Annotated in this window: 4 protein-coding genes and 1 pseudogene; all 5 read left to right on the forward strand. The window is 67.9% G+C overall.

Going from position 1 to position 4,681, the window contains the following annotated elements; genetic code table 11:
* A pseudogene (locus tag EQG76_RS19745) lies at nt 1–511 on the forward strand (sn-glycerol-1-phosphate dehydrogenase); the annotation flags it as partial.
* A 1-nt stretch (nt 512) separates the two neighbouring features.
* Nucleotides 513–1,553: a 2-dehydropantoate 2-reductase N-terminal domain-containing protein gene (locus EQG76_RS19750; RefSeq protein ID WP_159716069.1), complete on the forward strand. Its 1,041-nt coding sequence runs from the start codon at nt 513–515 to the stop codon at nt 1,551–1,553.
* A gap of 23 nt (nt 1,554–1,576) precedes the next feature.
* The gene (locus EQG76_RS19755) at nt 1,577–2,035 is read left to right on the forward strand and encodes an RpiB/LacA/LacB family sugar-phosphate isomerase (RefSeq protein ID WP_159716070.1); all 459 of its coding nucleotides are present in this window, start codon (nt 1,577–1,579) and stop codon (nt 2,033–2,035) included.
* A gap of 320 nt (nt 2,036–2,355) precedes the next feature.
* A complete protein-coding gene (locus EQG76_RS19760; RefSeq protein ID WP_159716071.1) occupies nt 2,356–2,676 on the forward strand; it encodes a hypothetical protein in 321 nt (106 codons plus the stop codon).
* A 63-nt stretch (nt 2,677–2,739) separates the two neighbouring features.
* On the forward strand, nt 2,740–4,681 hold a 1,942-nt coding region (locus EQG76_RS19765), incomplete at its 3' end, for a N,N-dimethylformamidase beta subunit family domain-containing protein (RefSeq protein WP_159716072.1).

The raw sequence follows: 4,681 nt of genomic DNA on the forward strand, positions 1-4,681 counted from the left end.
GATGGCCGAGCATTCCATCAGCCACTACATCGACATGTTCGCCAACCCGCATCCGGGCACGCTCCATGGCGAGCAGGTAGGCGTGGCCACGCTGACTGCCAGCCGCCTCCAGGCGCGCATCCTGGCCCTGGAGACCCTGCCGCCTTTGCAGGTCCGCCGCATCGACGACGAAAAAATTCGCCGCATGCACGGAAAAAGCGGCGACGAGATGGTGAAGGTCGCGCACGGCAAGGCGTTCGATGCCGAAGCGACGAGGGTCATGAACGAACGCCTCGAGCGCGAGTGGCCGGACCTGCGTTCGGAACTGCTCGAGATCATGTTGCCCTTGGAAAAGCTGCTCGCTGCCTATGCCGCGTCGGGCACGCCCAGCACGGCCGGCGGCCTCGGGATCGACCCTTGCTTCTACCCTCAGGCCGTGCTCAACGCCCGCGACGTCCGGGACCGCTGGACGATCCTGGACCTGGCGGGCGATCTCGGCCTCCTGGAAGAGTTCGCCGAACACGAGGAATGAGATGGCGACCGTTCTGATCCTGGGCGCCGGCGTGATGGGCAGCGCCTTCACGCTGCCCTTGGCCGATTCCGGTCACGATGTCCGCCTGGTCGGCACGCCGATCGACACCGCGGCCATTGACGCGCTCAAGCAGAACGGGGTCCATCCGCGCCTGAACGCGCCGCTGCCCGCCAATGTGCGAGCCTTCCACCATGGCGAGATCGACGAGGCCCTGTCCGACCAGGTCGAGCTGATCGTGATCGGGGTGAGCACGGCGGGCGTCCGCTGGGCCACCGACCTGCTGGCTCCCCGCCTGCCCGGCCCCCGCCCGGTGATGATGCTGACCAAGGGCCTGGACGCTGATGGCCGGAACATCCGCCCCCTGACCGACCCGGTCGCCGAGGCGCTAAAATGCCCGACCGGCGGCGTGGGCGGCCCGTGCATCGCCGGCGAACTGGCGGTGCGCCGCGACACGTCCGTGGTGTTTGCCCATCCCGAGGAGGCCACTCTGCGTCGCCTGCTCGACCTGGTGCCGGCCCCCTACTACCACGCCCGCCCCTCGCGCGACGTGGTCGGCACCGAGGTCTGTGCCGCGCTCAAGAACTTCTATGCGCTGGGCATCGGGGCGGCCACCGGGATGCTCGACCGGCAGGGTGCCGCCGGCAACGGCGCCCAGATGCACAACATCGCCGCCGGTCTGTTCGCCCAGGCGCTCCTGGAACTGCAGCAGATCAACGCGCTGCTGGGCGGCAGCGACAGCTCGGTCCATGGGCTGGCCGGGACCGGCGACCTCTACGTGACCGTCCAGGGCGGCCGCAACAGCCGGATGGGCCGCCTCTTGGGTGCCGGCTGGCGCTACAGCCAGGCCAAGGCCGAGAAGATGAAGGACGAGACCGTCGAGGGAGCCGAGCTGGCGCTCTCCGCTGGGCCGACGCTGGAGCGGATGATGGAGGAAGGGGCGCTTGCGAAACGGCAGATGCCCCTCACATCAGCGATCATCGACGCGATCAGCCGCGACCACGAGTTCGCCGTCGACTGGCAGAGATTCCACTACGCGCATTGAGCGCTGGGCCTGAGGAGAGCAGCATGAGCAAGGTCGTGATCGGCGCGGACAATCTGGGCCTGCCGCTGAAGGACGTGCTGGTCGAGCACCTGAAGTCCAAGGGCCACGACGTCACCGACATCGGCACCAACACGAGTGATCCGGTCGACTATCCCGGCGTCGGCCGCCGCTTGGCCGAGAAGATCGCGGCCGGCGAGTTCGAGCGCGGCATCCTGGTCTGCGGCACCGGTGCGGGCATGGCGATCGTCGCCAACAAGGTGCCGGGCGTGCGCGCGGTCTGTGTGACCGATCCCTATACCGCCGAGCGGGCGATCGCGTCGAACAACGCCCAGGTCATCACCATGGGTGCTCAGATCACCGGCCCCTCGGTCGCCAAGATGCTGGCCGACATCTATCTCGCCAACGAGTTCCAGGCTGAGCGCTCGGGCAAGAAGGTCGCCCAGATCGACGCCCTGGACGCCGAGACCCGTAAGGCCGGCTGAGCCTCGGGCGGCCTCCCGCAGGCCGACCCTCGTTCTTCACGACGAAGCCCTGGCGCAAGCCGGGGCTTCTTCGTTTTCAGACCGGTCCCGCCTCTCGTGGATAATCGCACCCATTCGCACGTTCGGATCCGTGCGAATGGGTGCGGCATCTCTCTTTTCGTCTCGTCCTGCTCGACGAATGGTGCCAGTCTCGGCGGCGTCGACACCGAGCCCTTAAACCAGCGCTCCGCAGCCTTCCTACGGGACGAGGCAGTGTCGGCCACGGGCGTCGGCCAGCCTGAAGCCGATCCCGTGCGGGTGAACCTCGCAGGGAGGAGCGGGTGCCTTACAAGATCGACCCGGCAGTCGACCGGCAGTACATCGAGGAGATGCGCAGGAACCCGATCGGTGCGCACAGCCCCGGCCTGCAGCGGGTCCTGAACACCATGCGCACGGACAAGAGCGGCCGCCAGGTGATCCTGGTGGTGCTCAAGCCGTTCGAGAAATGGGTGCTGGGCGAGATGCCGCCGGATCGCCGCGACCCGATCAAGATCGAGGACGGGCCGGTCTTCACCAGCCGCGAGGAAGCGGAGTGGGAGATCTTCCGGCGCCGCTGGTTCCAGCACACGGGCGAGAACATCAACCTGCCCTTCAGGGACTAGCGCCGGCCAGCCGCCGCCGCACAGAACCAACCCAGAACGCCTCCGGCTAGATAGAGACAGCTTATGCTCAAGATCGTCGGGTACCCGGACCGCTACAGCGTGGCCCCGGGCGAGACCATCTCGTTCCAGATCTCGGTCGAGGAGGGCGAGACGTTCGACGCCCGGATCGTCCGCGTCCTGAATGGCGACTGCAATCCCGACGGGCCCGGCCTGAGCCTGCCGCACGTGCCCACCCATATCGACGGCAACTATCCGGCCAAGAAGCAGCACATCGACGCCGGCTCCTTCATGCGCGTCCCGACCATGCCGGCGCTGGCGGAAGGTGCTTTCACCTTCTTCGCCACCATCTGGCCGACGCTCACCGACCGCGGCGACCAGACGCTGGTGGCGCAGTGGGACGAGGCGAAGCAGGCGGGCTTTCGCATCGAGCTGGTCGATGGCGGCAAGCTCGGCTTCGTCGCGGGCGACGGCAGCCGGACGGTGACCGTCGCGACGGCGCGGCCGATGCTGGTCCGGCAGTGGTACCGGGTGGCGGTCGCCTATGATCCCGCCGCCGGCAAGGTCACCCTCACCCAGGAGCCCCTGCGCCGCTACCCGACGATCGAGGACGCCGGCCACCAGGAAGCCGAACTCGGCCTGACTCCGTCGGCGCTGGCCGTGCCCATGCTGATGGCCGGCTCGCCCGAGGCTGGCGGGACGATCGGCCGCCATTACGACGGCAAGATCGACAGCCCTGCTTTGGTCCGGGGCGTCCACGGCCTCGGCCGCTACGAGCCCCTGCTGCGCTCGGGCGTCCCCTTCGTCAGCGACCCCGACCTGATCGCGCGCTGGGACTTCTCCAAGGAGATCCGCACGACCCGCACGGTGGATGTAGGCCCCTCCCGCCACCATGGCGAGCTGGTCCACCTGCCGTCCCGCGCCATGAAGGGCTGGAACTGGACCGGTGAGCAGCACGACTGGACCCGCAAGCCCGAGCATTACGGCGCCATCCACTTCCACCGCGACGACATCTACGACGCCGGCTGGGAGACCTCGGTCGCCTTCACCCTGCCGGACGACTTCAGGAGCGGCGGCTACGCACTCCATGTGCGCTGCGGCGAGAGCGACGAGCAGGCGACCCGCGAGGACTATCTGGCCTTCTTCGTGCGCCCGCCACGCGGCGCCAACCGGGGCGAGCGGCCCAAGGTGGCGTTCCTGGCGCCGACCTGCTCCTACATCGCCTATGCCAATCACGGCGAGCACATCACCGCCCGGGGTGCCGAGGCGCTGATGAACCGGCTGCTGCCGTTCGGCCACTCCGACCTGTACATGTACTACCACCCGGAGCTGGGCGGCTCGCTCTACGACAGCCATGCCGACGGATCCGGCGTGTGCTATTCCAGCCGGCTGCGCCCGGTCCTGAACTTCACCAGCCGCTACCATTCCTGGCTGGGCGGCCATGGCTCGGCCCTCTACCAGTACAATGCCGATACCCACCTGTTCTATTGGCTGGACCAGAAGGGGGTCGAGTACGACGTCATCACCGACGAGGACCTGCACCAGGACGGCTTTGAGCTGATCAAGGACTACCGGGTCATCCTCACCGGCACCCATCCGGAATACCATTCGACCCGCGCCTGGGATGCCATGAAGGCCTGGGTCGATCGCGGCGGGCGGCTCATGTACATGGGCGGCAACGGCTGGTACTGGCGCGTCGGCTTCCATGACGAGCTGGCCGGCGTGATCGAGCTGCGCCGTGCCGAGGATGGCATCCGGCCCTGGATCGCCGAGCCCGGCGAATATTTCCAGTCGTTCAACGGCGAGTATGGTGGCCTGTGGCGCCGGATCGGCCGCGCACCCAACGTCATGGCCGGCATCGGCTTCGTGGCGCAGGGTTTCGACATCAGCTCTTACTACCGGCGCGCGCCCGACGCGGACAATCCGCGCGCCTCCTTCATCTTCAAGGACGTGCCGGACGAGATCATCGGCGATTTCGGCCTGATCGGCGGCGGGGCTGCCGGCATCG

Source organism: Geminicoccus flavidas (genome assembly GCF_009806515.1).
Taxonomy (GTDB): domain Bacteria; phylum Pseudomonadota; class Alphaproteobacteria; order Geminicoccales; family Geminicoccaceae; genus Geminicoccus; species Geminicoccus flavidus.